Source organism: Streptomyces sp. NPDC059355, assembly GCF_042752335.1.
Lineage (GTDB): Bacteria > Actinomycetota > Actinomycetes > Streptomycetales > Streptomycetaceae > Streptomyces.
Window position 1 is genome coordinate 86,000 of sequence record NZ_JBHYXN010000009.1, and the last position, 25,405, is coordinate 111,404.

21 protein-coding genes are annotated in these 25,405 nt (G+C 73.3%); 7 read left to right on the forward strand and 14 right to left on the reverse strand.

Annotation, left to right across the window (positions count from 1 at the left end; all coding sequences use genetic code 11):
* The first annotated feature begins 57 nt into the window (after positions 1-57).
* The gene (locus ACFXGI_RS11425; protein WP_384705189.1) at positions 58-2,892 is read left to right on the forward strand and encodes a YbhN family protein; all 2,835 of its coding nucleotides are present in this window, start codon (positions 58-60) and stop codon (positions 2,890-2,892) included.
* Between the two features lie 429 nt (positions 2,893-3,321).
* Here ACFXGI_RS11425 and ACFXGI_RS11430 read toward each other — a convergent pair whose 3' ends face one another.
* The gene (locus tag ACFXGI_RS11430; protein WP_384705190.1) at positions 3,322-3,570 is read right to left on the reverse strand and encodes a hypothetical protein; all 249 of its coding nucleotides are present in this window, start codon (positions 3,568-3,570) and stop codon (positions 3,322-3,324) included.
* A gap of 429 nt (positions 3,571-3,999) precedes the next feature.
* Here ACFXGI_RS11430 and ACFXGI_RS11435 point away from each other — a divergent pair, with 429 nt between their 5' ends.
* Positions 4,000-5,544: an alpha/beta hydrolase gene (locus ACFXGI_RS11435; protein ID WP_384705191.1), complete on the forward strand. Its 1,545-nt coding sequence runs from the start codon at positions 4,000-4,002 to the stop codon at positions 5,542-5,544.
* A gap of 62 nt (positions 5,545-5,606) precedes the next feature.
* Here the strand turns inward: ACFXGI_RS11435 and moeZ are convergent, their stop codons facing one another.
* From moeZ to ACFXGI_RS11495, 12 genes are all read right to left on the reverse strand, one after another.
* Positions 5,607-6,785, reverse strand: a complete 1,179-nt coding sequence (gene moeZ / locus ACFXGI_RS11440; RefSeq protein ID WP_384705192.1) for an adenylyltransferase/sulfurtransferase MoeZ — start codon at positions 6,783-6,785, stop codon at positions 5,607-5,609.
* 63 nt (positions 6,786-6,848) lie between these two features.
* Positions 6,849-7,598, reverse strand: coding sequence for a spherulation-specific family 4 protein (locus ACFXGI_RS11445; RefSeq protein ID WP_384705193.1), 750 nt, complete (start codon positions 7,596-7,598; stop codon positions 6,849-6,851).
* Positions 7,586-8,653 carry an NAD-dependent epimerase/dehydratase family protein gene (locus ACFXGI_RS11450; protein ID WP_384705194.1) on the reverse strand — a complete coding sequence of 356 codons (1,068 nt, stop codon included), beginning with the start codon at positions 8,651-8,653 and terminating at the stop codon, positions 7,586-7,588. Before ACFXGI_RS11450 ends, ACFXGI_RS11445 begins: the two co-directional genes overlap by 13 nt.
* A 138-nt stretch (positions 8,654-8,791) precedes the next feature.
* Positions 8,792-9,688: a hypothetical protein gene (locus ACFXGI_RS11455; protein ID WP_384705195.1), complete on the reverse strand. Its 897-nt coding sequence runs from the start codon at positions 9,686-9,688 to the stop codon at positions 8,792-8,794.
* A complete protein-coding gene (pelF, locus tag ACFXGI_RS11460; protein ID WP_384705301.1) occupies positions 9,685-11,520 on the reverse strand; it encodes a GT4 family glycosyltransferase PelF in 1,836 nt (611 codons plus the stop codon). Before pelF ends, ACFXGI_RS11455 begins: the two co-directional genes overlap by 4 nt.
* Before the next feature lie 189 nt (positions 11,521-11,709).
* Positions 11,710-13,335, reverse strand: coding sequence for a dipeptide ABC transporter ATP-binding protein (locus tag ACFXGI_RS11465; RefSeq protein WP_384705196.1), 1,626 nt, complete (start codon positions 13,333-13,335; stop codon positions 11,710-11,712).
* Positions 13,332-14,324, reverse strand: coding sequence for an ABC transporter permease (locus ACFXGI_RS11470; RefSeq protein WP_384705197.1), 993 nt, complete (start codon positions 14,322-14,324; stop codon positions 13,332-13,334). Before ACFXGI_RS11470 ends, ACFXGI_RS11465 begins: the two co-directional genes overlap by 4 nt.
* Positions 14,321-15,310, reverse strand: coding sequence for an ABC transporter permease (locus ACFXGI_RS11475; RefSeq protein WP_384705198.1), 990 nt, complete (start codon positions 15,308-15,310; stop codon positions 14,321-14,323). The genes ACFXGI_RS11470 and ACFXGI_RS11475 overlap by 4 nt, the downstream gene beginning before the upstream one ends.
* Complete coding sequence (locus ACFXGI_RS11480; RefSeq protein ID WP_384705199.1) at positions 15,307-17,040, reverse strand: ABC transporter substrate-binding protein; 1,734 nt, start codon at positions 17,038-17,040, stop codon at positions 15,307-15,309. Before ACFXGI_RS11480 ends, ACFXGI_RS11475 begins: the two co-directional genes overlap by 4 nt.
* A 226-nt stretch (positions 17,041-17,266) precedes the next feature.
* Positions 17,267-17,362: an Ms4533A family Cys-rich leader peptide gene (locus tag ACFXGI_RS11485; RefSeq protein WP_383493200.1), complete on the reverse strand. Its 96-nt coding sequence runs from the start codon at positions 17,360-17,362 to the stop codon at positions 17,267-17,269.
* A gap of 70 nt (positions 17,363-17,432) precedes the next feature.
* Positions 17,433-18,896 carry a DUF3152 domain-containing protein gene (locus ACFXGI_RS11490; protein ID WP_384705200.1) on the reverse strand — a complete coding sequence of 488 codons (1,464 nt, stop codon included), beginning with the start codon at positions 18,894-18,896 and terminating at the stop codon, positions 17,433-17,435.
* Between the two features lie 5 nt (positions 18,897-18,901).
* A complete protein-coding gene (locus ACFXGI_RS11495) occupies positions 18,902-19,909 on the reverse strand; it encodes an alpha/beta fold hydrolase (protein ID WP_384705201.1) in 1,008 nt (335 codons plus the stop codon).
* A gap of 162 nt (positions 19,910-20,071) precedes the next feature.
* On the opposite strand from ACFXGI_RS11495, the gene ACFXGI_RS11500 reads away from it, so the two are divergent.
* The 4 genes from ACFXGI_RS11500 (at position 20,072) to ACFXGI_RS11515 (ending at position 21,896) form a co-directional block, all read left to right on the forward strand.
* A complete protein-coding gene (locus ACFXGI_RS11500; protein WP_030868279.1) occupies positions 20,072-20,287 on the forward strand; it encodes a hypothetical protein in 216 nt (71 codons plus the stop codon).
* A gap of 137 nt (positions 20,288-20,424) precedes the next feature.
* Positions 20,425-21,081, forward strand: coding sequence for a TetR/AcrR family transcriptional regulator (locus tag ACFXGI_RS11505; protein WP_030153469.1), 657 nt, complete (start codon positions 20,425-20,427; stop codon positions 21,079-21,081).
* 152 nt (positions 21,082-21,233) lie between these two features.
* Positions 21,234-21,461, forward strand: a complete 228-nt coding sequence (locus tag ACFXGI_RS11510; RefSeq protein ID WP_030868281.1) for a DUF3107 domain-containing protein — start codon at positions 21,234-21,236, stop codon at positions 21,459-21,461.
* A 132-nt stretch (positions 21,462-21,593) separates the two neighbouring features.
* Positions 21,594-21,896 (forward strand): hypothetical protein, encoded by a 303-nt coding sequence (locus ACFXGI_RS11515; protein WP_384705202.1) that lies wholly within the window; start codon positions 21,594-21,596, stop codon positions 21,894-21,896.
* A gap of 107 nt (positions 21,897-22,003) precedes the next feature.
* Here the strand turns inward: ACFXGI_RS11515 and ACFXGI_RS11520 are convergent, their stop codons facing one another.
* On the reverse strand, positions 22,004-22,762 hold the full coding sequence (locus tag ACFXGI_RS11520; protein WP_384705203.1) for a ferritin-like fold-containing protein: 759 nt from the start codon (positions 22,760-22,762) through the stop codon (positions 22,004-22,006).
* A gap of 305 nt (positions 22,763-23,067) precedes the next feature.
* Between ACFXGI_RS11520 and ACFXGI_RS11525 the strand changes: the two genes are divergently transcribed.
* The gene (locus ACFXGI_RS11525) at positions 23,068-25,368 is read left to right on the forward strand and encodes a DEAD/DEAH box helicase (protein WP_384705204.1); all 2,301 of its coding nucleotides are present in this window, start codon (positions 23,068-23,070) and stop codon (positions 25,366-25,368) included.
* The last annotated feature ends 37 nt before the right edge of the window (positions 25,369-25,405 follow it).

A 25,405-nucleotide genomic window follows, 5' to 3' on the forward strand; every position in this document is an offset into this window, starting at 1 on the left:
CACCCTGATGCCCCGCCCGCACGTCGGTCCGTGCCACCATCTTCCGGGCGGTGACTGGTGATACGTGATCAAGAAGAGACGGAAGTGACGACGAAGGAGCAGGGTGTGAGCCCTCCGGACGGCGCGGCTGAGGACGACGGCACGCGCCCTGACCCGCACCCCGGGTCCGGGAAGCTCCCCGACGACCCTCCCGGCCGGGCCCGCGCCAGGGCCGGGGCGGAGCCCGCGGCCGACGCCGGCGGGACGCACGGGCATGCCTCCGCGTCCGCCGACCGGGTCGAGGTCGACGAGCCGCTGCTCGCCGCCCGTGTCCACCGCCCCTCGGACCTCGTACGCCTGCTCGTCGGCGTCCTCGGCATCGCCGTCGTCCTCGCCATCGCCGCCTTCGCCCACCGCACCACCGCCGGACTCGAAGCCGACATCTCCCAGGGCACCGGCGCCGCCCCCGATCTGCTGATCAAGGTCGCCGGGCTGGTGTCCAGCATCGCCGTGCTGCTCGTGCCCGTGGCCTTCGCCATCGAGCGGCTGATCAAGCGGGACGGGCTGCGCATCGCCGACGGCGTGCTCGCCGCCGTCCTCGCCCACGGCGTCACCCTGGCCACCGACCTGTGGGTCTCCCAGGCCGCCTCCGACACCATCCAGGAGGCCCTCACCCGTCCCACCGGCATCGGCGGCCCCCTCACCGACCCGGTGCACGGCTACCTCGCGCCCGTCATCGCGTACATGACCGCCGTCGGCATGACCCGCAGGCCCCGCTGGCGGGTCGCGCTGTGGGTGGTCCTGCTGCTCGACGCCTTCGCGATGCTGGTCAGCGGGTACACCACCCCGTTCTCGATCATCCTGACCGTGCTCATCGGCTGGAGCGTCGCGTACGGGACCCTGTACGCGGTCGGCTCGCCGAACGTCCGCCCCACCGGGCAGACCCTCCTCGCCGGCCTGCGCCGGGTCGGCTTCAAGCCGGTCAGCGCCATGCGCGCGGAGCTCCCGGACGGCGCCGACGCCTCGGAGGTCAGCGACCGGGGCCGGCGCTACCACGTCACGCTGGAGGACGGACCGCCGCTCGACGTCACCGTCGTCGACCGCGAGCAGCAGGCGCACGGGTTCTTCTACCGGGTCTGGCGCCGGCTCACCCTGCGCGGCATCACGACGCGGCGCAGCCTGCAGTCGCTGCGCCAGGCGCTGGAGCAAGAGGCGCTGCTCGCGTACGCGGCCATCGCGGCCGGGGCCAACGCGCCGAAGCTGATCGCCACCTCCGAGCTCGGCCCGGACGCCGTGATGCTCGTCTACGAGCACCTGGACGGCCGGCCCCTCGACGCGCTCGCCGACGAGGAGATCACCGACGACCTGACCCGCAACACGTGGAAGCAGGTACAGGCCCTGCAGTCGCGGCGGATCGCCCACCGGCGGCTGACCGGCGACGCGCTCGTGGTGGATCGTTCCGGCAATGTCGTCCTCACCGACCTGCGCGGCGGCGAGATCGCGGCCGGGGACCTGGTGCTCCGGATGGACATCGCACAGCTGCTGACCACGCTCGGCCTGCGGATCGGCGCCGAGCGCTCGGTGGCCTCGGCGGTGTCGGTGCTCGGCCCCGACGCCGTGGCGGACTGCCTGCCGCTGCTCCAGCCGATCGCGCTGAGCCGCTCCACGCGGGCGACGCTGCGCAGGCTGGCCCGGGAGCGGGCCGACCGGCAGCGGGAGGCCGTACTGGAGTCCTCGCGGGCGGCGAAGGCGGCGCGCGAGGCGGCTGCCGAGGAGGCGAAGCCCGACCGCAAGGCGGGGAAGGCGGGGAAGGCCGGCAAGGCCGGATCCAAGCCGGCGGCGACCACGGCAGCGGAGAAGAAGGCCGAGAAGAAGGCGCTGGACGACGCCCTCGACGGGGCCCGCGAGGAGGATCTGCTGAGCCAGATCCGCCAGCAGGTGCTGCTGATCCGCCCGCAGGCGCCGGTGGAGCCGGCCCGGCTGGAGCGGATCCGGCCGCGCACGCTGGTGTCGTTCATCGCGGGTGCGTTCGGTGCGTACTTCCTGCTGACGCAGCTGGCGCACGTGGACTTCGCGACGATCGTCGGCCAGGCGCAGTGGGGCTGGGTGGGGGCCGCGCTGGCCTTCTCGGCGCTCACCTACTTCGCGGCGGCGATGAGCCTGCTCGGGTTCGTACCCGAGCGGGTGCCGTTCCTGCGGACGGTGCTCGCGCAGGTGGCGGGGTCGTTCGTGAAGCTCGTGGCGCCGGCGGCGGTCGGCGGTGTCGCGCTGAACACGCGGTTCCTGCAGCGGGCCGGGATCCGGCCGGGGCTGGCGGTGGCGAGCGTGGGCGCCTCGCAGCTGTTCGGTCTGGCGAGCCACATCCTGCTGCTGCTGGCCTTCGGCTACCTGACGGGTACGGAGAAGACCCCGGAGATGACGCCGTCCCGGACGGTCATCGCGGGTCTGCTGACGGTGGCCGTGCTGGTGCTGGTGGTGACGGCGGTGCCGTTCCTGCGGAAGTTCGTGGCGACCCGGGTGCGGGCGCTGTTCGCGGGTGTGGTGCCGCGCATGCTGGACGTGCTCCAGCGGCCGCAGAAGCTGATGACGGGCATCGGCGGCATGCTGCTGCTGACCGGCTGCTTCGTGATGTGCCTGGACGCGTCGATCCGGGCGTTCGGCGGCGGCCAGGCCATCAGCTACGCGAGCATCGCGGTGGTGTTCCTGGCCGGCAACGCCCTGGGGTCGGCGGCGCCGACACCGGGCGGCATCGGCGCGGTGGAGACCACGCTGACGCTGGGTCTGATCGCGGCGGGTCTGGAGAAGGAGGTCGCCATCTCGGCGGTGCTCCTGTTCCGCCTGATGACGTTCTGGCTGCCGGTGCTGCCGGGCTGGCTGTCCTTCAACTACCTGACCCGGAAAGAGGCCATCTAGGGCCTGCCCGGCCCTGATCCGCCGGACAGGCTCTCGGAGGTGCGGGACGCGGGGGCGGTCGCCGTGTCCCTCTCGCCGGACGGCTCGACGGCGCGGCGGCACGACGCGTTCCGGGGCGTGCCCGGGGTGTACGAGCAGACCCTGGACGACTGGCGGGCGGCGCGGGAACTCGGGGACGCGCGCGGCGAGCGGCCGGCGCTCGGACCGCTGTACGGGCGCCTGTCGGCGCGGGCCGCGGAGATCGGGCTGTTCGACGGCGCCCGCCGCACTGCCCGTCGCCCGGCGGCCGCCGGCCGCCGGCCGCCGGCCGCCGATGGACGTCTGCTCGGGACGGGGCTTCGTCTTCGTCTCGCACACCGGGGAGGTGCACCCGAGCGGCCTTCTGCCCGTTTCGGCGGGCAACGTGAAGAACCGTCCGACGACCGGGATCTACCCGGGCTCGGCGCTGTTCACGAAGCTGCGGGACCCGTCGCCGCTGGGCGGCAAGTGCGGCCGGTGCGAGTTCAAGGAGGTGTGCGGGGGCTCGCGGGCGTACGGATCCACGGGAGACGTGCTCGCGGCGGACCCGTACTGCGCGTACGAGCCGGGCAGCTTCCCGTACCCGGAGGAGCTCGGCGCCCGCTTCCTCCCGACGGGCAACGGCTTCCTGGTCCCGCGGGTGGACGGCCACCTGCTCAAGGCAGCCTCGTTCCTCTCCAACAAGTGGCCTCGGCTGCACGCTTCGTCCCCCGAGATGTTCGTCCTGCGCGCCTCGATGGGCCGCGCGGGCGAAGAGAGCGCACTCTCCCGCCCGGACCGCCACCTGATCCGCGCGGCCATCGCCGAACTCCACCGCGCGGTGGGCCCGATGGGCGAACCGGTGGCAGCCCGCGTCACCCGCATCAGTGAGGCCACGTCGAAGCTCCCGGGCCTGGCCGTGTGCGGCGCGGCGTACGAGGGCGTAGGTCGCAGCCTGCGTGGCCACGGCCCGCAAAGCGGCCCACCACCTCCTCACCCACCCCTGACCGCAGCCCCGTCTGCGCGGCGGGCGCAGGGCACAGCCGGTCAAGGGCACCCCAATGGGTCAGCGCGGGGGCGGGGTGGGGGTGGGGGTCGCAGGATGGGGGTATGGGTCGAAACTTGGTGCGGGGTGCCATGGCCGTCATCGTCGCCTTCGGGCTGGCCGGGGTCGCCGGGTGCTCCGACAGCGGCGAAGGCAAGCCCAAGGCCGGGGGTACCCCGGGGGCCGCGCCCCTGAAGTGGGGGGAGTGCACCGCTCCGGACGTCGCCGAAGGCGGCGGGCAGGCGCCGCCCAAGGACTGGGAGTGCGCCACGCTCCACGTGCCCCTCGACTACGCCAAGCCCGAGGGCGAGACGATCCCGCTCGCGCTGATCCGGGCCAAGGCCCGGGACAAGGGCAAGCGGCTCGGCTCGCTCGTGTTCAACTTCGGCGGGCCCGGGGGGTCCGGGATCAGTACGCTGCCCGGCGCCGCCAAGGAGTACGAGGCGCTGCGGGCCCGGTACGACCTCGTGAGCTTCGACCCTCGCGGCGTGGGGCGCAGCGCCCCCGTCGAGTGCGAGGACGACAAGCAGCTCGACGCCTACTACGCGCAGGACTCCTCGCCCGAGACTCCCCAGGAGGAGAAGACCTACCTCGCGAACCTCGAGAAGTACCAACGGGCTTGCAAGGACAAGTCCGGGCACCTGCTGCCCCACGTCGGCACGGAGAACGCCGCCCGCGACCTCGACCGGATCCGGCAGGCCCTCGGCGACGAGAAGCTGAACTACTTCGGGATCTCCTACGGAACCGAGCTCGGCGGGGTCTACGCCCACCTCTTCCCCAAGAACGTCGGCCGGGCCGTCTTCGACGCCGTCGTCGATCCGACCCAGACCTCCGAGGAGGGCGCGCTCGGCCAGGCCAAGGGGTTCCAGCTCGCCCTCGGCAACTTCGCGCAGGACTGCGTGAACCGCGGCGATGAATGCCGGCTCCAGGGCAGCACCGCCAAGGAGATCGAGGACAACATCATCAAGCTGCAGAAGAGCCTGGCCGACAAGCCCATCCCCGGAATCGGCGGCCGGATGCTCACCGACTCCGCCGCCACCAACGGCATCGCCCAGGCCCTGTACTCCAAGGAGCTGTGGCCGCTGCTGGAGCAGGGGCTGGACGAGGCCGAAGGCGGGCAGGGGCAGCTGCTGATGGCGCTGTCCGACGCGCTCAACGGCCGCGACCAGCAAGGTCGCTACAGCAACATCGGCGCCGCCAACACGGCGATCAACTGCGCCGACTCCAAGGGCCGGTACACGCTGGCGCAGACGAAGGCGAAGCTGCCCGACTTCCGCGCCGCCTCTCCCGTCTTCGGGGACTTCCTCGGCTGGGCCATGATGAGCTGCACCGACTGGCCGGTCCCGGGCGCCTGGGACACCCCGGACGTCTCCGCCCCCGGATCGGCGCCCATCCTGGTGATCGGCAACACCGGCGACCCGGCCACCCCGTACGAGGGCGCCCGCAAGATGGTGGAGCGGCTCGGCCCCGGCGTGGGCATGGAGCTCACGTACAAGGGCGAGGGGCACGGCGCCTACAACAGCGGCGACAAGTGCGTGCAGGCCGCGGTCAACAGCTACCTGCTGGACGGGAAGGTGCCCCCCGCCGACACCGTCTGCACCCCGGCCTGACAACGGAGAAGGCCCTTGCCCCGCCGCCCATGGGGGGCGGGGCAAGGGCCTTCTCGACCGTCTTAGTAGACCGGCTTCTCGGGCTCGATCTGGTGGACCCAGCCGATGACGCCGCCACCGACGTGGACCGCGTCGGAGAAGCCCGCGGACTTCAGCACCGCGAGGACCTCCGCACTGCGGACACCCGTCTTGCAGTGCAAGACGATGCGCTTGTCCTGCGGGAGGTCCTGGAGGGCGGTGCCCATCAGGAACTCGCCCTTGGGGATCAGCTTCGCGCCGGGGATCGAGACGATCTCGTACTCGTTCTTCTCGCGGACGTCGATGATCTCGATCGGCTCGTCGTTGTCGATCCACTCCTTGAGCTGCTTCGGAGTGATCGTGGAGCCGGCGGCCGCCTCCTGCGCCTCCTCCGACACGACGCCGCAGAAGGCCTCGTAGTCGATGAGCTCGGTGACCGTCGCGTTCGGACCGCAGACCGCGCAGTCGGGGTCCTTGCGGACCTTGACCTGCCGGTACTGCATCTCCAGGGCGTCGTAGATCATCAGGCGGCCGACCAGCGGCTCGCCGACGCCCGTGAGGACCTTGATGGCCTCCGTCACCTGGATGGAGCCGATGGACGCGCAGAGCACGCCCAGCACGCCGCCCTCGGCGCAGCTCGGGACCATGCCCGGCGGCGGGGGCTCCGGGTACAGGCAGCGGTAGCACGGGCCGTGCTCGGACCAGAAGACCGAGGCCTGGCCGTCGAAGCGGTAGATCGAACCCCACACGTACGGCTTGTTCAGCAGCACGCAGGCGTCGTTGACGAGGTAGCGCGTGGCGAAGTTGTCCGTGCCGTCGACGATGAGGTCGTACTGGCTGAAGATCTCCATCACGTTCTCGGCTTCGAGCCGCTCTTCGTGAAGGACCACGTTGACGTACGGGTTGATGCCCAGCACGCTGTCGCGCGCGGACTCGGCCTTGGAACGGCCGATGTCCGCCTGGCTGTGGATGATCTGGCGCTGGAGGTTCGACTCGTCGACCTCGTCGAACTCCACGATGCCCAGCGTGCCGACGCCGGCCGCGGCCAGGTACATGAGGGCGGGGGAGCCGAGGCCGCCCGCGCCCACGGCCAGCACCTTGGCGTTCTTCAGGCGCTTCTGGCCGTCCATCCCGACATCCGGGATGATCAGGTGGCGGGAGTACCGACGGACCTCGTCAACGGTGAGCTCAGCAGCTGGCTCGACCAGGGGTGGCAGCGACACGGGGACTCCGTAGATGGTTACGTCGTAACGGTGGTTCTTCCCGTAACACTGCCACGCCCTTCTTCATTCCGAGACACCCGGTCCGATCCGCGAGACGATTTCGTCCCAGTACGCGGGCAGCGAGGCCCACGGATCGCGGCCTCCGGCCCCGCCCCGGTCGGTGAACCAGATCGTGCCGGCGCCCTGCCAGCGGGCGATCCGCACCGCCTCCTCCAGATGCGTCTGCGGCACCCCGTGGACCAGGTGGCAGAAGCGCTCGGGCGGGTGCTCGGCGGTCCACTCCGCCACCTGCGACCACCGGTAGTCGGCCCACGCCCCGGAGAAGGTGACCAGTTGGTCGGCGGCTTCCGCATAGCCCTCGTACGGGTGCGTGCCGTGTCCCAGCACGATACGGAGGTCCTCGCCGAGGCCGCGCAGGGCGTCGGTGACCCGGCGCACGGCGGCCAGCTCGGCCCGGTCCGCCGGGACGTCGGCCAGGTAGAAACCTCCGACCCGGTACCAGTCGAGGAAGCGGTGGGCGTCGGAGACCAGCTCGCCGAACGAGCGGGATCCGTCTCGCATCGCGAGATGGCCGAGTACGGTCCCGCCGGCCTCCCGGAGCTTGCCCGCAGCCTCGGTGCAGTGCGGATCGGGCCGGCCGCCCGGCCCGTCCGTGACGTTGAGCACCGTCCAGTGCAGCGGGGTTCCGGGCCGGGTCAGTTCGGCCCACTCGACCGGCGCGAGCAGCGGGTGCGCGTATCCGGGGGCGCCGAGGCCGAGGCGGCCCGCATCCGTCGCGGCGGCCGCCGTGGCCGCGGTCGTCAGATGCGGCACGCCGCCTCCATCCAGATGTCGGCGAGGGACTCCTCCAGGTTGATCCGGGGCCGCCAGCCCAGCCGGTCCCGGGCCGTGCGCACGTCGGCCTGCTGCCAGGCGCCGCAGCCGTCGGGGTACGGGGGCGTCACGGAGCCGCCTGCGAGCTGCTCGGCCGTCGCCTCGGAGCGCGGGGAGCCGATGGCGGCGAGCCCCGGCCGGCCGCCGCCCTGGTGGCCGAGCCCGAGCCCGAGCCCGTGCCCGTGGCCCGGTCCGTGACCGTGGCCCTGGCCGTGTCCCGGCCCGAGCTGGCCCTGCTGCGGTACGTCCAGCTCGTGCAGGGCGCCTCCGTATCCGGCGACCCTGGCCAGCACCGCGGCCGCGTCGCGCAGCCGGACCGCGCGCCCGGTGCCGATGTTGACGACGCCCTGGGCGGCGGAGAGCGAGGCGGCGTGCACGGCCCGCGCCACGTCCCGTACGTCCACGAAGTCGCGCTGCACGCCGAGCCCGCTGAGCTTGAGCTCGCCGTCCCCGTTCTGCATCGCGCGGCGCATGGCCTCGGCGAGCCGGCCGAGCGGGGATCCGGCGGGGGTGCCGGGCCCGACGGGCGAGAAGATCCGCAGGACGACCGCGTCCAGCCCCGACCCGAGCACCAGCTCGGTGGCTGCCAGCTTGCTGACGCCGTACGGGCCACCAGGTCTCGGCACGGCGTCCTCGGCCGTGGACGAACCGGGCTGGCTGGGCCCGTACTCGGCGGCGCAGCCGAGCTGGACGAGACGGGCCCCGCAGCCGCTGCGGCGCAGGGATTCGCAGATGGTGGCCACGGCGACGGTGTTGTGCCGGGTCAGCTCCCGGGCCCCGCCGCGGGTGGCCCCGGCGCAGTTGATGACGACGCCGGGGTGGACGGCGTCGAGGAAGCGGGTGAGGGCGCCGGGGCTGCCGGTGGCGAGGTCGAAGCGGACGTCCGCGTCGTCGCCGCGGCCGAGCGCGGTGAGCTGGACGGCGGGGTCGGCGAGCAGCCGGTCGGCGACGTAGCGGCCGAGGTATCCGTTGGCTCCGATCAGCAGCACCCTCATCGCGCGGCCCCTTGGTTGGTTGGCTGGCCGGTCATCCTGTGTCTCCTTGGTCGATGGGCGGGGGTCGGGGGTGGTGGGGGTAGGGGTGGGTACGGCTCCGAAGAGCGGCGGCGGAAAGGGGGGACGCGGCGGCCGGGCTCAGGGCCGGGCGTGCGCGGACGCCCGGGACAGCGCGAGGACGGCGTGTACGAGGAGCACCGCCGCGGCGGCGGACACCGCCGGCGGGGTCGGGACCAGGGCGAGGGCCAGGGCTGCGGCGACGGGCCCGCGCGGAGCCCCGTGCCCGAGCAGCAGGCGGGTCAGGAACAGCAGCACGGCGAGCGGCACGGCGACGCCGAGCGGGGTCCCGGCGAGCGCGGCCGCCCCCGCGGCGGCCGCGCCGAAGGCCAGGACGGCCGCGACGAGCAGCGGCCGGGCCCGGTCGGCGAATTCCTCCAGGGCCCGGCTCCCGGCGAGCCGGCTCCGGGCACGGGCGGCGAACACGGCGCCGACCAGATGCCCGGGGGCCGCGGCCAGGGCGAGGCCGCCCCCGAGCGCGGTGCCGTCGCGGTACACCGCCCAGCCCACGACGGCCGCGGCGAGCAGCAGCACGGCGTACGGGAACCGGCCGGCGGCGGGCCGCCCGGGCCCGGCGGGCCACACCAGGGCGGCGACGGCGGCGAGCACGGCGACGGGGCCCGCGAACGGCAGCCCGGCCGCGCTCGCCCCGAGCGCGAGGGCCCCGGGGAGCACGGCGTACCCGAAGCCCCGCAAGGCCCGGGCGTCGCGGGGCCGGGCGACGCAGGGCGCGACCGGCTCGTCCCCGCGCGGGGTGCGGGCATAGAGCTCCTCGGCGAGCGAGAACACGTCCCGGTGCCGGAAGCGCGCGGCGGTGCGGTCGGTGATGCCCTGTACCTCCAGCCCGGCGGCGATCTCCAGCGGGTCCACGGCCCGCTCGCAGAGCGCCCGGTGGTGGTGCAGCAGCGTCTTGACGGGGTCCCCGGCGGCCCTGCGGCGGGGGGCCGGGGCGACGGGGGCGGCTTCGTCCAGGGTCATACGGTCGCCTCCGTGGCCGTGTTGGTGGTGGTACTCGGGGTCTTCGCGGCCACGGCGCCCGGGGCCGTCGCCGAAGCCGCGCCCGGCGCCGGGGCCGTGGCGGCAGCGGCGGCAGAAGCAGAAGGAGAAGGAGGAACGGCAGCAGCAGGAGCGGCAGGAGCAGGACCAGGAGCAGGAACAGCAGGAGCCGAAGCGCCGGCCGAAGCAGGGCCCCCTGACCGGTCCGCCGCCGGCTCCGCCCACGTCGGGCTCGTCCAGTGCCCCGGGACCCGCGCCTCCAGGGGCTGTTCGAACGGGACCCCGCCCTCCGCCCGGGCCCGGCCGCGGGCCAGCAGCTGGAGGTAGATCTCCCGGAAGGCGGCCACGTTCTGCTCGACGGTGAACAGCTCCAGGGCCCGTGCCCGGGCGGCAGCGCCCAGCCGCAGGGCCCGTTCGGGATCCCGCAGCAGCGACAGGCAGGCGTCGGCCAGCGCCCGCGGATTGCGCGGCGGGACGACCAGACCCGTACCGCCGATGACCTCGCACACGGCGCCGACGTCGGTGGAGACGGTGGCCCGGCCGCAGAGCATCGCCTCGGCGAGCGTGATCGGGAAGCCCTCGATCACCGAGGACAGCACGACCACCCGTCCCGAGCCGTACGCGTGAGCCGGCGTCGGGGCCTCGGGGCCGCCGATCTCCTCGAAGGTGACGGGGTTCTCCCCGACCGTGACGGCGTCGGCGGCCTCGTCGGGGAAGAGCTGCGCGGCGAGCGAGCGGCAGTCGGCGAGGTAGCCGGGGACCACGGCGGTCGCGAAGATCCGCAGCCGGGTGCCGGGCGCGGCCCGGCGCACCTCGGCGAAGGCGTGCAGCAGGGCGATCAGGTCCTTGGCGGGCTCTATCCGGCCGACCCAGACCAGGGTGTCGGGGTCCCCGCAGCCGGGGTCCTCGCCGACGGTGGCGAATCGGTCCGCCTCCATCCCCGGGTACACCGTCCGCAGCCGGTCGCGGGTGGCGCCGCAGCGCTCCTGCCAGCGCCGGGCGTGCGCGTTGCCGGGGGTGAGGAGGTCGGCCTCGGCATAGATCTCGGAGGCCAGCCGCATGTGGAAGGCCGCGAGCAGGGCCCGTACGGCGGGTCTCGGCGGGGCCCCCCGCCCGCCGGTGCCCGTGGCGGCCGAGGGGTCCGCCGCGTGCTCCAGGTAGTGGGCCCGGAGCTGGACCCCGTACTCGGTCACCAGCAGCGGAACCCCGAAGAAGCGTTTGGCCAGCAGGCCGGGGAGCGCCGCGATCCCGCCCGCCGCCGCGTGGCAGACGTCGACCTCGCGCAGGTCCTCGTACCAGTCGAGGGACAACGGCCGCAGCAGCCGCTCCAGTTCGTCGACGAAGTCGAGGAGGTCGGCCACCTGGGCGCGCTGTACGGAGCGGCGCGCGCCGGGGGCCCGGCAGCCGGACTCCACCGCCCGCACCGCGGTCTCGGAGCGCAGGGCCGCGTACAACCCGCCCTGTTCGCGGGCGAGTTCGGCCAGTCCGTACAGTCCTGCGGCGAAGGGCTCGGGCTCCGGCTCGCCCGCGCAGATCCCGCGGACCAGCTCCTTGAAGCTGTCGGCGAAGCGCCGGCGCTCACGCCGGGAGTACGTGCGCCCGTCGTCCGCCGGGGCCCAGAGCGGGGCGGTCCAGACGCGGGTGACGTGCTCGGGGAGGACGACCCGGCCGCGTTCTTCCTGCTCTGCGCTGCGGCTCAGCGCGTAGAGCTCGAACTCGTGCTGCGGCAGCCCGCGGACCAGCCGGTCGCACCACAGCCGCGCTTCTCCCGTCGCATACGGATAACCACCTTCCGTGAGCAGTCCGATCCGCACGAGTGGCACCCCCGATCTCCCGTTCAGGCGGTCTCCGTGGTCCGGTGACCCGCCGCGGGAAACTCAAGCGGATATGCCGATGACGCGACGGACGGTTGTCCGTCGCGCCACCGGAAGGGGTGAAGAGTCGTAACTTTCGCCCACGGTCCGCGTTCGAGCGCGCTAGAAAGGGCCTGCGGCCCTCGTACCTCAGGCGCCCCCGGTGTCTGCCCCCGCGCCTCCCGGAGCCGGTACGGCGGCGAGCAGTTGCCGGGTGTACGCGTGCCGGGGACGGTCGTACACCTCGTCGACCGGTCCCTCCTCGACGACCAGGCCGCCCCGCATGACGGCGACCCGGTCGCTGACCTGCCGGACCACGGCGAGGTCGTGCGCGATGAAGACCAGCGCGATCCCGAGCTCCCGCTGCAGCTCGGCCAGCAGGGCAGTGACCTGCGCCTGCGTGGTCACGTCGAGCGCGGAGACGGGCTCGTCGCAGACGATCAGCCGCGGCCGCGGCGCCAGGGCCCGGGCGATGCCGACGCGCTGGCGCTGGCCGCCGCTGAACTCGTGCGGGTAGCGGTCGTGGTGCCCGGCCTCCAGCCCGACACGGACCAGGAGTTCCCCGACCCGGGCCCGGATCGCGGCCTCGTCGCGCTCCCCCGCCGCGCGCAGCGGGTCGGCGATGGATTCCCCGACGGAACGGCGCGGGTTGAGGGAGGACGCCGGGTCCTGGAACACCATCTGGACTCCGGGGACCACGCCCGCGGTCGCCCGGCCGTCGTGGCGGACCTGTCCGGAGCCGGGCTCCAGCAGGCCCACGAGCATCCGCCCCAGGGTGCTCTTGCCGCTGCCGCTCTCCCCCACGATGCCCAGCGTCTCCCCCGCCCGTACGGAGAGCGAGACCCCGCCGACGGCGGCGACGCGCCGCTTGCCCCGCCCGAACTCCCGCCGCAGCGAGACGGCTTCGACGACGGGCACGCCCGCCTCGGGGCCCGCCACCGGGGCGGCCCCCCGCCGCGGCCGCGGGGTGTCGAGCCTGGGCACGGCCGCCAGCAGGCCCCGGGTGTACGGGTCCGAGGGCGCGGTCAGGACCTGCCCCACGGGGCCGCGTTCCACGGCGGCGCCGTCTCGCATGACCAGCAGCTCGTCCACGCTGTGCGCCGCCACGCCGACATCGTGCGTGACCAGCAACAGGGCGAGCCCGCGCTCCTCGCGCAGCCCGTGCAGCAGCTCCAGGATCTGGGCCTGCACGGTGACGTCGAGGGCGGTGGTCGGCTCGTCGGCGATCAGCAGCCGGGGTTCGCACGCCAGCGCCATGGCGATCAGCGCGCGCTGCCGCATGCCGCCGCTGAACTCGTGCGGCCTCGCCCGCGCGCGGCGCACCGCGTCGGGGATGCCCACCCGGTCCAGCACCTCGACCGCCCGGGCCCTCGCGGCGCGCCGCGAGGCGTCCGCGTGGACCCGGTACACCTCGGCGATCTGGTCGCCGACGGCGTAGTACGGGTCGAGGGAGCTGAGCGGGTCCTGGAAGACCATGGCGGCGGTGCCCCCGCGCAGCGCGCGCAGTTCCGCGGCCGAGGCCGCGCCGACGTCGGTGCCGCCGACCCGGACCGAGCCGCCGAGCCGGGCCCCGGTCCCGCGGTGCAGTCCCAGCAGGGCCGCGGCGACGGTGGACTTGCCGCTTCCGGACTCGCCGACGATGCCCAGCGCGGCGCCCGGTTCCAGGGTGAACGAGACCCCGTCGACGGCCCGTACGTACTCCCGCGGTCCGCCGGCGGGCCCGTCGACCGGGAAGTCGACCGCGAGACCGGTGACCTCCACCAGCGTCCGGCTCATGTCAGCGCCACCCTTCGGTCGGCGAGGGCGTACAGCAGGTCGGCCACGGCGCCCGCGAGGACCACGGCCGTGCCGATGGCCAGGACGACGCCGACCACCACGGGCAGGTCCACGACCCGCACGCCGTCGATCAGCGTCTTGCCGAGGCCGGGGATCCCGAACAGCGACTCGGTGAGCACCGCGCCGCCGATCATCGTCCCGAAGTCCACGGCGCTGAGAGCGATCACCGGGGCGACCGCTCCGCGCACCGCGTGCCGGGTGACGATCGCCCGCTCCCCCACCCCGTAGGCGCGGAAGGTGCGGATGTGGTCCTCGGCGAGCGTCTCCAGGGTGGAGCTGCGGGTGAGCCGGGCGTACTTGGCGCTCTCGAAGACGCCGAGCGTGATCCAGGGCAGCAGCATGTTCCAGGCCCACTGCTCGGGGTCCTCGCCCAGCGGCACGTACGTCGGGAAGGGCAGCCACTGCAGGTACGCGCAGACCGCCATGAGCAGCAGCAGCCCGAGGATGAACACGGGCGTCCCGGTCCCGGCCAGGGTCAGCACGGTCAGGATCCGCTCGGTCGGTCCCCCGCGGCGCAGCGCGGACAGCAGTCCGGTGCCGACGCCGACGAAGAGCCAGATGACGAGGGCGCCGAGAGCCAGGGACAGGGTGGCCGGCAGCCGGTCGAGCAGCAGGCCGGTGACCTGCTGGTCGTTCTGGTACGAGAACCCGAGGCAGGGCGCGTCGCAGTGCAGCACCAGCCCGGCGCCGCCCGAGTAGTCCCGGCCGGTGAACAGCCCCTGGAGGAACTGCAGGTACTGGACGACCACCGGGTCGTTCAGGCCGAGCTGTTCGCGCACCTGGGCGACCTGCGCCGGATTGCAGCGCTCCCCGCAGGCGAGCCGGGCGGGGTCGCCGGGGGCGACGTAGAAGAGGAGGTAGACGGTGACGGAGAGGGCGAGCAGCACGAAGAGCGCGCCGCCGATCCGGCCCAGCGCGAAGCGAGTCACGCCGCGGCCTCCTTTCCGGTGCCGATCCGCAGGCGGGAGCCTTCGCGCGGGTCGAGGGCGGTGCGGACGGCGTCGCCGAGCACGGTGGAGGCGAGCACGGTGACGAAGAGCAGTCCGGCCGGGAGCAGGACGTACAGGGGGTCGGCGCGGAACCAGGTCTGGGCGCTGGAGAGCATCTGCCCCCAGGAGGGGGTGGGCGGCTTCACGCCCACGCCGAGGAAGGACAGCGAGGCCTCGGCGACGATGTTGGCGGGGACCTGGATCGCCGCGTACGTGATGACGGGCGCGGCCAGGGACGGCAGCAGTTCGCGGCGCGCGATGCGCAGGGTGCCGTTGCCGGACAGCCGGGCGGCGGCGACGAAGTCCTGGCCCTGCAGGGCCAGGGTCTGGGCGCGGACCATCCGGGCGGTGCCGCCCCAGCTGAGCAGTCCGATGACGAGGATCAGCAGCAGGGTCCGGGGGAAGTCGGCCGGGACGACGGCGGTCAGGGCGATGCCCAGCACCAGCATGGGCAGGGCGATCATCACGTCGGTGAGCCGGCCGATGAGGTGTCCCGTGAAGCGGTTGCCGAGGGCGGCGGCGAGTCCGGCGGCGACTCCGACGAGGATCTGCACGGCGGTGGCGCCGAGCGCGACGAGCAGGGAGATCCGGGCCCCGTACAGCAGCCGGACGAACAGGTCGCGGCCGGTGCCGGGTTCGACGCCGAGCCAGTGGTCGGCGGAGATCCCGCCGAGGGAGCCGAGCGGGACGCCGCCGCGCGCCGAGTCCACGAGATCGTCGTGGTACGCGTTCGGGTCCTGGCCGGTCAGCCCGGCGAAGAGGGGTGCCGCGAGGGCGAGGAGGACGAGGAGCGCGAGGACGGCGGCGGCCGTGGCGGCCGAGGGCCGCCGGCGCAGCCGCCGCCAGACCTGGCGCGCGGCGCCCGCGCCCGGGGCGGGGGCCCCGGGCGCGGACGGCGCGGCAGGCTGCTGCAGGGTGACGGTCACTTGACGGAGACCTGCGAGATGTCGAGGACGCCGGTCCAGTCGCTGATGACGACGTTCTTGACGTCCTTGCCGACCAGCCGCTTGTAGACCGGGTGGAAGAGCGGCACGTCGAGGGCCTGCTCACCGATCTTCTTGTCGAGCGCGCCCCAGCGCTTGCCCGCCTCGCCGAGGTCGGTCAGCTTGGCGATCTCGTCGATCTCGGCGTTGACGGCCGGGTCGTTCAGCTGGGCGTGGTTGTAGTTGGTGCCGTTGGTGACGATCTGCCGGCCGTCGAAGATCGGCGCGAGGAAGGGGCCGCCGGAGGGCCAGTCGGCGCCCCAGCGGGAGAGGAAGAAGCCGGGGGTGTTCTTGGCGTCCCAGCGCTTCTCGTTGAAGGCGTTGTTCTCCAGGCCCTCCAGCTTGACGGTGATCCCGGCGGCGGCGAGCGCCTGCTGCACGGCGGTCGCGACCTCGGGGCTGGTCTGCCGGTTCTGCGCGGTGGAGTGCGTCAGGGTGATGCTCAGCCCGTCCGGGAAGCCGGCTTCCTTCAGCAGCTCCCTGGCCTTGGCCGGGTCGCCCGCCTTGCCCGCCGGGAAGTGGTCGTACGGGGTGTGGCCGAAGGCCTTCTGCTCGGGCAGGAAGGTGGTGGCCGGCTCGGCGAGGGCGGAGCCGCCGGCCGCGTTGACGACGCTGGTGCGGTTGATCGCGTAGGAGATGGCCTGGCGCACCTTCGGGTTGTCGAAGGGGGCCGCCTTCGGGTTGAAGGCGAGGTAGTTGACGTAGCCGAAGTGGCCGGTGCCGACGCGTCCCTCCAGCTCCTTGTCGCTGCCGATCTGCGCGAGCTCGGCGGGCCCGAGGTTGGTGTCGGTGGTGATCGCCGCGGCGTCGGCGCCCGAGCTGGTGGACAGCCGCTGGTTGATGACCGCGGCGTCGAGCCCGGAGCGGACGTCGATGCGGTCCGGGTAGGCCTTGCGCTCCTCGTCGGTCTTCGGGTCCCAGTTCCCGTTGCGCTCCAGGGTGAGGTGCTCGCCGTCGTTCTCGTTCTTGACGACCTTGTACGGGCCTGAGGAGACGGGGTGCTCCTCGTACTTCACCCCGGTGTCCTTGGCCTTGGGAACGGGGGCGAACTGGGTCTGGGTCGCCACGAAGGGGAACTCGCCCTCGGGCTTGCGCAGTTTGAAGGTGATCGTCTTCGCGTCGGGCACGAGGATCGAGTCGAGCCCCTTGCCGCCGTCCTTGTACGGGCCCTCGTAGGTCTCCCCGCCGACCAGCCAGTCCCGCAGGTACGGGGCGCCGCCCGACAGCTCGGCGGCGAAGGACCGCTCGATGCCGTACTTGATGTCGGCGGTGGTGATCGGGGTGCCGTCCTCGTACGTCAGCCCGTCCTTGAGCGTGTACGTCCACTCGGTGGCGTCGGCGTTGGGCCTGCCGGTGTCGGTGGCCAGGTCGGGCACGACCTTGGTGCCGGCGGCGCCGTCCTCGCGGTTGCGGGTGGTGAGCGTCCGGAAGACCAGCGAGGGGACGTTGCCGCCGCCGGAGGTGTAGAGGCGGGCCGGGTCGAAGTCGCTCTGCGGCTCGGAGTTGAGGACGGTCAGGGTGCCGCCCTTCTGCGGGGCGCCGCCGGCGGCGCCGGACTTGGCGCCGGACTGGTCCGCCGCACCCTTGGGCCCGCACGCCGCGGCGCCCCCGGCCAGGACGAGGCTGACGGCGACCGCGGCCACGCGGCGCGATGTCTGGGACTGACGGAGCATGGGAAAAGGGACCTCTCGGCGTGAATCGCGGATCGCTCGGCTTCAGGAACCGAACAAAAGGGAGGAAAGGGCCACGCGAGGGGCAGCGGTCAGCAGTCGGAAACCGGCAGCGGCCTGTATGTGGCCGCATGCGGGTGGAATGAGAAAGCCGCACCTGCGGGCATGGATGCACCCGGGCGCGGCGAAGGAAGGAAGAAGGAGAAGTCGCGGCGCGATCGGGCGGGCGTCAGCGACAGAGGATGTCGGCCACGCTGTGCGCGGTCACACCGAGCAGCGCCAGCTCAATGGCGGCGCTCGCGATGGTGGTGTGGTGGTGCGACATGCGGAGAACAATTACCGATCATCGGACAAGTTGTCAACGCGGCATTCCGCCGCTCACCACCTCCTGCCGGTCAACTCCCGGGGAACACCCAGGGGTTGGGCTTGCACTGAATTCCGCCGATGTTGAGGGACTTCGTCTGCTGCTGCATGATCGGCGCGAGCGCGCCCGGGGTCTGGCAGTTCACGTGCCCGTGCCCGAGCCGGTGGCCCACCTCGTGGTTGATGAGCATCTGCCGGTACGTGAACATCTGGTCCGCGCCGTACGTCGTCGAGCCCTGCGCCCAGCGGAACGCGTTGATCATGACCCGGTCCGTGGAGGCGGAGTCACAGCTGACGTTGTCGACGGTGGTGTCCAGATCGGACTTGGCGCACCACACGCCGGTGGTGCCGGGGCTGGCCAGCGTGATGACGAAGTCGGCCTCGCCGCCCGGCACCCGCTCGAAGGTCTTCGTCCCGCCGTGGCCCCAGCTGCGGTCGTCGTTGAGGGTGCGGTGGACGGCTTCGGCGAACAGCTGCGCGTCCAGGCCGAGCCCCTGCTCGACGTCGACCCGGTAGCGGATCTTCTTGCCCTTGCCGGGCGCCGGCGCCACCCCGGGAACGGTGTCGAAGGTGCCCGGCCCCTTCAGCTTCTCGTCGATGGGGAACTGCTGGGCCATCTTCTGCTCGTACGACAGCTCCACCGCGGGCGCGGCCGGGGCGGCGGGCGCCGCCGGGGTCGCCCGGCCGTCGGAGCGGGAGGCGGCGGACGTGCCGGGCTCGGCGCGCTTCTGGGCGCCGCCGGCGGAGCTCGCGGTGGGCGAGGAGCCGCTGTCGCCGTCGGAAGCCATCTGTACGGCCACGACGACGGCGAGCGCGGTGGTGACGGCCGCCACGGCCATCCCGGTGTACGCACGGACCTTCCGGCCGCGCCCGGGGCCGGGCGGCTCCTCGGCGGGAGCGGCGGACTCGGCGGGCGCGAGCGGTTCGGCCGGCGCCGCGGGAGCGGCCGGGGTCGAGACCGGGGCGGCCATCGGCGCGCGCGGCCCCGGCACCCGCGGGTGCGAGCCGGTGGAGGTCGAGGGGTCGGCGGCGGGCTGCGGGAGGGTCACCTGCGGGAAGCCGACCGCGGGGGTGCCGAAGGCGGGGGTGTCGGTGTCCGGCACGGCGGCGGCCGGCGCGGTGTTCGCGGAGCCGCGTGACCGCGGTACGCCGCTCCAGTCCCCGTACACCGTGTCGGACCCCGCGCCCCAGGCGCCGCCCGGCTCGCGCTGCTCGGGGTGGCCGCCGCGCGGCTCCTCGTACGCGGGGTACCCGCCGGAGGGCCACTGCTCCTCGTGCGGCCGGTGCTCCTCGTACGGCCGGTACGCGTCCGCGGACCCGCGCTGCCCCTCGTACGGGCGGCGCTCCTCGAAGACGGACCGCTCCTCGTGCGAAGTCCGCTCCGCGTACGGCGGCCGCTCCTCGTACGGGGCCGCCCCGGGTTCCGCCTGCGGCGCGGGCGCCGGACGGACGGGGGCGGGGGCCGGAGCGGGCCCCTTGCGACTATGTCGTCCCACGGTCCTCAGCCTCTGCCGTCTTCGGTATCTCGGATGCCCGGCGTGCCGGGCGCGTCCGGGTCGGTGTCGTGCAACAGCTCCCGGAAGGCCTGCGCCACCACCCCGGGGTACTCCATCATCGCCACGTGCCCGGCCTCGGGCAGGGTCAGCAGCCGCGAGCCCCGGAAGGCCGCCGCCGCCTTCTGCGCCATACGGTACGAGACCAACTGGTCCCGGCCGCCGTAGACAAGCAGTGTCGGGGCGAGCACCCGCTGCGCCTGGCGCCACAGTCCGTGCTGCCCGCCGAGGGTGTACGCGTCGACGATGCCGCGCGAGGAGCGGGTCATCGCGTCCCAGAAGTACGGCAGGGCCATCCGCCGCTCCATCTCCGCGACGGCGTGCGCGAAGCCCTCCGGTGTCACCCGGGAGGGGTCCCCGTAACAGAGGGCCGTCACCCCTCGGGTGCGTTCCTCGGCGCTCAGCCCGCTGGTGAGCCGGCCGAACAGCGAGGCCATCCCGGGTACGGCGAGCAGTGCGGTGGGGACGGCCGACTTCTGCACGCGCAGCTCGGGCAGCGCGGGCGAGATCAGCGTCAGCGTGCGCACCAGGTCGGGGCGGACGGCCGCGACGCGGGTGGAGACGGCTCCGCCGAGGGAGTTCCCGAAGAGGTGGACGGGGCCGCGGCCGGCGGCGTCGAGGTGCCGGATGACGGCGCGGGCCAGCGCCGTGACCGAGTAGTCGCGGTCGGCGGGCGGCGGGGACCAGCCGAAGCCGGGCAGGTCGAGCGCCTCCCCGTCGACGCTGTCCTCCAGCTGTGCCATGAGGTCCGTCCAGTTCGTCGACGAACCGCCGAGTCCGTGGACGAACAGCGCGGGCGGCAGACCCGTGCGCAGCGGGGGCCGGGACCGGACGGCGAGCTCCAGTCCGGGCAGCACCGCGAGGCGCAGCTGCTCCCCCTCGGCGACGTGGACGGCTCCCACCTGGGAGAACGCTTCGGATGCGGATCGCACACCCGGCAGCTCGGTCGAAGACATGCCGCCAATGTTACGAGACGATCACGTCCGGACTCTTGTGTTCGACATCACAGATGCATGGGGATCCACGTAGCGGGGTATTCGCGATCCTCCTACGCTCATAGATGAGGCAGGCCACAGATGCGGCAGGCCCACGAGGGGCGAGGGAAGAAGGGGAGCCACATGACCGTCGACCCCGCAGAGCCGGAAACCTTCCAGGAGCGCTTCCCGGAGACCCTCGACACCGAGGCGCCCGAGGCCGATGCGGCGGAACAGCTGGCCGAGTTGCAGCCGGACGACGACGACCGGGTCACCGGGGTGGACCGCGACGAGGCCGCGGACGGGGACGCCGCCGAGCAGGCGCGGGTGGTGACCCTGGACGAGGACGACTACCGCTGACCAGCGTCTCCGGGCAGTCCGTACACGGTCCGCACAGCGAGAAAACTCCGCTTGGACCCTACAGATTCGGTTACCGAAAAGTACGATGGCCGCGCGGCGCAGAGCGCACTGTGTTCTTAGAGAAAGTGGGAGGCGGCGTGACAGCCATCGAGCAGACGGAGGCAGCGCGTCCCCGGGGCACGCGACTGCCGCGCCGAGCCCGGCGCAACCAGCTGCTGGGCGCGGCCCAGGAGGTCTTCGTCGCGCAGGGTTACCACGCGGCGGCGATGGACGACATCGCGGAGCGGGCCGGCGTCAGCAAGCCCGTGCTCTACCAGCACTTCCCGGGCAAGCTCGACCTCTACCTGGCGCTGCTGGACCAGCACTGCGAGGCCCTGCTGCTCGCCGTGCGCACGGCGCTCGCGTCGACGACGGACAACAAGCTGCGCGTGGCCGCCACCATGGACGCCTACTTCGCGTACGTGGAGGACGAGGGCGGCGCCTTCCGGCTGGTCTTCGAGTCCGACCTGACGAACGAGCCCGCGGTGCGCGAGCGCGTCGACCGCGTCTCGCTCCAGTGCGCCGAGGCCATCTCCGACGTCATCGCCGAGGACACCGGCCTGTCCAAGGACGAGTCGATGCTGCTGGCCGTGGGCCTGGGCGGGGTCTCGCAGGTCGTGGCCCGGTACTGGCTCTCCAGCGAGAGCCCGGTCGCCCGCGACACCGCGGTGGGCCTGCTGACCTCGCTGGCCTGGCGCGGCATCGCCGGCTTCCCGCTGCACGGCACGGAGGGCGGCCAGGCCCCGCAGGCCTGACCGGACGCCCTGGCGGCCGCCGGGCGGCCGCCAGGCCCGATGTTCGCTGCGAGCGTGTCCGGAGCGCCGCATCCGGGTCCCCTCTCCGGGCTAATGTGGACCGGGTACGGCGCGGCTGATCGCGCACAACCGACCATCGGAGGGACAAAGCCGTGGAGGTCAAGATCGGCGTGCAGCACGCACCCCGGGAGATCGTGCTGGAGAGCGACTTGAGCGCCGAGGAGCTGGAGCGCATCGTCACCGCCGCGCTGACCGGTTCGGAGCCGCTGCTGAGCCTCACCGACAACAAGGGCCGCAAGGTCCTGGTGCCGGCCGACCGCCTGTCGTACATCGACCTGGGCGAGCCGAGCGTCCGCAAGGTCGGTTTCGGCGCGCTCTGACGCATCGCGACCGGCATTCGGCAGAACTGGGTGAAACGGCCCGGTGGTTGATTCCACCGGGCCGTTTCCCTTTCCTCCGCTTCGGGTAGGACCGCAGTGAACCGGTTTGCCCCTGACCTGCGGGAGACCCCCATGCTGCTGTTGGAAGCGCTCGGCTCCGCCCTCCTGGGCCTCGCCCTTGCCGGAGCGGCCCTGCGAGTGCTGGCCCTGCGGCTGCCGTCCCGGAGGACGGTGCTGGTCAGCGGGGTCCTGGGGGCCCTCTTCGGGGCGTACCTGACACAGTTCGCGCTCGGTCCGGGACACAACACGCTCTTCGCGACCCTGGTCGGCTCGGTGCTGGTCTCCGCGGTGGTGCTGTCGCTGCTGCTGCGCCCCGGCGCGGGACCCCGGCGCTCATCGCGCCGGACTCCGTTTTCACTCCCGTCGCAGGGCTGACCGGTCCTCCGGCCGACCTGATCCGGATCGTCCGCACTCCGTCACCTCGTACGCCGGCCCCGGCGCGGGATTCCGCGCCGGGGCCGGCGTACGAGCGGGTAGAACGATCAGGCGGCGAGGCCCAGTGCGGCCATGCGCTTGGTGTGCGCCTTGGTGATCCGGGTGAACATCTCGCCGACGGCCGCCAGGTCGAAGCCGGCCGCCATCCCGTCCACGCCGCCCACCAGCATCGTGGAGAGCGCGTCGCGCTCGGCGACCACGCGCTGCGCCTGCGAGAGCGCCTCGCCCATCAGCCGGCGGGCCCACAGCGCGAGCCGGCCGCCGCAGCGCGGATCGGCGTCGATGGCGGCGCGCACCTTCTCGACGGCGAAGCCGCCGTGACCCGTGTCGTCGAGCACGCTCACGACGAGGGCGCGGGTGTCGCTGTCCAGGTGGGTGGCGACCTCGCGGTAGAAGTCGCTGGCGATGGAGTCGCCGACGTACGCCTTGACCAGGCCCTCCAGCCAGTCCGAGGGCGCGGTCTGGCGGTGGAAGTCGTCGACGCCCTTCGCGAAGGGCTCCATGGCCGCGGTGGGCTCGGCGTCGATCGCCGCGAGGCGGTCGCGCAGCCGCTCGAAGTGGTGGAACTCCGCGGAGGCCATCTTCGCGAGCTCGGCCTTGTCGTCGAGGGTGGGCGCGAGCTTCGCGTCCTCCGCGAGGCGCTCGAAGGCCGCGAGCTCTCCGTACGCGAGCGCTCCCAGCAGGTCCACGACGGCTGCCCGGTACTGCGGCGAGGCGGAGGCGGTCGCCCAGTCCTGGGCAGCGATCCCGGTCGCCTCGGCGCCGGCGCTGTCGTCGGAGGGCGATGCGTTTTCAACGGTCGACATGCTCCGCACAATAGCCCGCCGGAACCCCGCCACAGGCACCGCATCGGGTCACCGGTGGTCTGCCTAAACGCGACTACCAGGTGAATTCACCCGACACACCTGCGCGATTCCGGGGTACAGTGGTAATGCGCCTGCCGGATACTCGGCGGGCCATCCGAATGAGGATGCCCGGTCGGTGGCCCGATCGGCTCCACCCGACCGCCCTCGGCGTGATGCGTACGTTCATGCGTACCGCCTCTCCACGAGGGGCCCCCTCAGCGGCACAAGCGCTTGAGCGAAGGCCAGTGGTCCCGCGCAGCTTAGTAATGGCTCTTCCGATCTCCGGAGGGGCGCAGTACTGCAAGCCAGGCACGGTACGACCCCCCTCGCCGCCTCGCGCCGCGTCTCACAGAAGAGGCAGCACCCTGACTACGTTCCGAGACCTCGGGATCTTTCCCGAGACGGCCGAAGCCCTTGAGGCCGTCGGCATTGTGTCCCCCTTCCCGATCCAGGAGATGACCCTCCCCGTCGCCCTTTCCGGCACGGACGTCATCGGCCAGGCCAAGACCGGTACCGGCAAGACGCTCGGTTTCGGCCTTCCGCTGCTGGAGCGGGTCATCGTCCCCGCGGACGTCGAGGCCGGCCGGGCAACGCCCGAGCAGCTCACCGACGCCCCGCAGGCCCTCGTCGTCGTCCCGACGCGCGAGCTGTGCACCCAGGTCACCAACGACCTGCTCACCGCGGGCAAGGTCCGCAACGTCCGCGTCCTCGCCATATACGGCGGCCGCGCGTACGAGCCCCAGGTCGAGGCGCTCAAGAAGGGCGTCGACGTGATCGTCGGCACCCCGGGCCGCCTGCTCGACCTGGCCGGCCAGCGCAAGCTCGACCTGTCGCACGTCAAGGCCCTCGTCCTGGACGAGGCCGACGAGATGCTCGACCTGGGCTTCCTGCCCGACGTCGAGAAGATCATCAACTACCTCCCGGCCAAGCGTCAGACGATGCTGTTCTCGGCGACCATGCCGGGCGCGGTCATCGGCCTGGCCCGCCGGTACATGACGCAGCCGACGCACATCCGCGCCACCTCGCCCGAGGGCGAGGGCGTCACCGTCGCCAACATCAAGCAGCACGTCTTCCGTGCGCACAACATGGACAAGCCGGAGCTCGTCTCCCGCATCCTGCAGGCCGACGGCCGCGGGCTGGCCATGATCTTCTGCCGTACGAAGCGCACGGCGGCCGACATCGCCGAGCAGCTGGAGAAGCGCGGCTTCGCCTCCGGCGCCGTCCACGGCGACCTGGGCCAGGGCGCGCGCGAGCAGGCGCTGCGCGCGTTCCGCAACGGCAAGGTCGACGTGCTGGTGTGCACCGACGTCGCCGCGCGCGGCATCGATGTCGAGGGCGTCACCCACGTCATCAACTACCAGACGCCGGAAGACGAGAAGACCTTCCTGCACCGCGTGGGCCGCACCGGCCGCGCGGGCAACAAGGGCACCGCCGTCACCCTGGTCGACTGGGACGACATCCCGCGCTGGCAGCTGATCAACAAGGCGCTGGAGCTGGACTTCCACGACCCGGTCGAGACGTACTCCACGTCTCCGCACCTGTTCGAGGAGCTGCACATCCCGGCCGGCACCAAGGGCATCCTGCCGCGCGCCGAGCGCGTGCGGGCCGGCCTGAAGGCCGAGGAGCTCGAGGACCTGGGCGAGACCGGCGGCCGCGGTGGCCGTGGCGGTCGCGGTGACCGCGGTGACCGCGGTCCGGCCGCCGCCGCCCCGGTCGAGGAGCGTGAGGCCCGTACGCGCACCCCGCGTCAGCGCCGCCGTACGCGTGGTGGCAGCGAGCTCGGCGGCGAGGTCGCCGCCGTGACGCCGGTGGCCGAGGCCTCCGAGGCCACGGCCGGCGACGAGGCGCGCAAGCCGCGCCGCCGCCGGACCCGTTCGGTGACGACGGCGGCCGCCGCGGCCGCCGCCGTGGCCGAGTCGGCCCCGGTCACCGTGGTCGCCCCGGTCGTGGAGGCCGCCCCCGTCGCCGTCGCCCCGGTCGCCGAGGCTCCGGCCGAGGAGGCCCCGGTCAAGGCCCGCCGGACCCGCACCCGCAAGGTCGCGGAGGCCCCGGTCTTCGCGGAGCCGGAGTTCGTGCAGGCCGCACCGGCCGAGCCGGTCACGGCCGAGCCCGTCAAAGCCGAGCCGGTCCGGGCCCGCCGGGTCCCGACCCAGAAGCCGGTCCTCGCCCAGGTGACCCCGATCGCCGAGGCTCCGGCCGCGGAGACGGTGGTCACGGCCCGCCGGACCCGTACCCGCAAGGTCGTCGCGGCCCCGGAGCCGGACTTCCAGGTGGCCCCGCCCGTGGAGCCCCCGGTGAAGGCCCGACGCAGCGCTCCCACCACCCGGACCCGCAAGGTCGCGGCGGCCGCTCCGGTCGCCGAGACCGCCGCGGTGGCCGCGGTGGCCGAGGAGGCCGAGGAGGCCGAGGAGGCCGCGGTCAAGCCGAAGCGCACCCGGGCCCGCAAGACCGCCGCTGCCGTCGTCGAGGCTCCGGCCGCGCCGGTGGCCGAGGAGGCCCCCGCGAAGCCGAAGCGCACGCGGACCCGCAAGGCCGCCGCTCCCGTCGCGGAGACCACGGAAGCCTGATCCCCGCTGCACCGTCCGGTGGCCCGGTCCCCTTCCG

Coding starts and splice junctions, on each gene's coding strand:
- ACFXGI_RS11435 (WP_384705191.1), top strand. CDS start 4,000: ATGGGTCGAAACTTGGTGCGGGGTGCCATGGCCGTCATCGTCGCCTTC.
- ACFXGI_RS11450 (WP_384705194.1), bottom strand. CDS start 8,653: ATGAGGGTGCTGCTGATCGGAGCCAACGGATACCTCGGCCGCTACGTC.
- ACFXGI_RS11455 (WP_384705195.1), bottom strand. CDS start 9,688: ATGACCCTGGACGAAGCCGCCCCCGTCGCCCCGGCCCCCCGCCGCAGG.
- ACFXGI_RS11465 (WP_384705196.1), bottom strand. CDS start 13,335: ATGAGCCGGACGCTGGTGGAGGTCACCGGTCTCGCGGTCGACTTCCCG.
- ACFXGI_RS11480 (WP_384705199.1), bottom strand. CDS start 17,040: ATGCTCCGTCAGTCCCAGACATCGCGCCGCGTGGCCGCGGTCGCCGTC.
- ACFXGI_RS11485 (WP_383493200.1), bottom strand. CDS start 17,362: ATGTCGCACCACCACACCACCATCGCGAGCGCCGCCATTGAGCTGGCG.
- ACFXGI_RS11495 (WP_384705201.1), bottom strand. CDS start 19,909: ATGTCTTCGACCGAGCTGCCGGGTGTGCGATCCGCATCCGAAGCGTTC.
- ACFXGI_RS11500 (WP_030868279.1), top strand. CDS start 20,072: ATGACCGTCGACCCCGCAGAGCCGGAAACCTTCCAGGAGCGCTTCCCG.
- ACFXGI_RS11515 (WP_384705202.1), top strand. CDS start 21,594: ATGCTGCTGTTGGAAGCGCTCGGCTCCGCCCTCCTGGGCCTCGCCCTT.
- ACFXGI_RS11520 (WP_384705203.1), bottom strand. CDS start 22,762: ATGTCGACCGTTGAAAACGCATCGCCCTCCGACGACAGCGCCGGCGCC.
- ACFXGI_RS11525 (WP_384705204.1), top strand. CDS start 23,068: ATGGCTCTTCCGATCTCCGGAGGGGCGCAGTACTGCAAGCCAGGCACG.